Raw genomic sequence first — 1,318 nt, forward strand, 5'->3', positions numbered from 1 at the left:
GGCGCTGAGGAATCCCCAGTAATGGGCGGGTAAAAAAAGACAGGCATAGAGTTTTGTGATCTACTGATTGTGCGACCAATTCAGCGAGATCACCTCTATGCCTGCTTATCAAGTATGTCAGAAGTTTTTCCGGGACGCTTTAGCTCCATTCCACAAATATCGACAAAATGCCCTTCTTGACGCTACTGTGGCTTTAACTCGTGGCGCGTCGCTCACCCTGACCAGCATCGGACGATATCTTCCTGGGACTGCACAGGTAAAACACAAGATTAAACGGATCGATCGCCTACTGGGAAATGTTGAACTTCACAGCGATATTCCTCTGATATTCAAAAATATTACTTCACTGCTGACTCAACAACTTTCATGGTGCGTCATCGCTGTTGACTGGAGCGGTTACCCTTCACAGGCGTTCCATGTTCTACGCGCAAGCCTAATTTGCGATGGTCGCTCTATTCCTCTGATGAGTCAGGTTGTCCCTTCCGATAAGCAGCAGAACCCCCATGTCCAAAAGGCTTTTCTGGATGCCCTCAGCAACGCCGTGGCTCCTGATAAAAAAGTCATTATTGTCACTGATGCCGGGTTCCAAAATACGTGGTTCCGCCATATCAAATCACTGGGTTGGGATTTTATTGGGCGTGTGCGAGGAAGTACGCTGCTTCGACTGAACTGTGAAGGGGAGCGCTGGTTTAGAAGGCAAGAACTGAAGGCCAGTAAGACACCGGAATATCTCGGGCCGGGAACATTCGCCCGAGCAGAGTATTCGCGCTGTGACGGCCATTTCTACCTGCATAAAAAAGAGTCGAAAGGCAGAAAGCATCACCATTCCCGCTGCCGTATTAAGCGTAAGTCACAGGAGTGCGACGGACGCTCAGCAGCCAAAGAGCCCTGGCTTATTTTCAGCAGCACAGATGAATTTAAGCCACGTGAAGTGATGAGAATTTACAGCCGCAGAATGCAGATTGAACAGAACTTTCGTGACGAGAAAAGCGAGCGCTTTGGTTTTGGTCTGCGTGCCAGCCACAGTGGTACGGCAGGACGTCTGCTGGTACTGAGTCTGCTCGCGACGCTGGCAACAGCAGTCCTCTGGCTTTTGGGCTATGAAGCTGAAAATAAAGGACTACATCTGAGATACCAAGCCAACAGCATTAAATCTCGGCGGGTGATCTCATATTTAACGTTAGCGGAGAATGTCCTTCGACATTCTCCGCTAATTTTAGGTCGAACGGTACTGAGTACCGTTCTTAACCACCTCGCCAAAACCTACCGAAATATGGTGTTGGTTTATTAGCGCTGATTTGTGGGGATCCCTCAGCGC

1 protein-coding gene is annotated in these 1,318 nt (G+C 49.2%); it reads left to right on the forward strand.

Going from position 1 to position 1,318, the window contains the following annotated elements:
- Window positions 1–97 precede the first annotated feature (97 nt).
- Window positions 98–1,291, forward strand: coding sequence for an IS4 family transposase (locus tag ACIPUG_RS21395; protein ID WP_039282790.1), 1,194 nt, complete (start codon window positions 98–100; stop codon window positions 1,289–1,291).
- Window positions 1,292–1,318: the final 27 nt, after the last annotated feature.

This window comes from Pectobacterium sp. CHL-2024, assembly GCF_044751765.1.
In the GTDB taxonomy this organism is placed as follows: domain Bacteria; phylum Pseudomonadota; class Gammaproteobacteria; order Enterobacterales; family Enterobacteriaceae; genus Pectobacterium; species Pectobacterium brasiliense.

Excerpts from the sequence above, each read along its gene's own strand:
- ACIPUG_RS21395 (WP_039282790.1), top strand. The coding sequence starts at position 98 with ATGCCTGCTTATCAAGTATGTCAGAAGTTTTTCCGGGACGCTTTAGCT.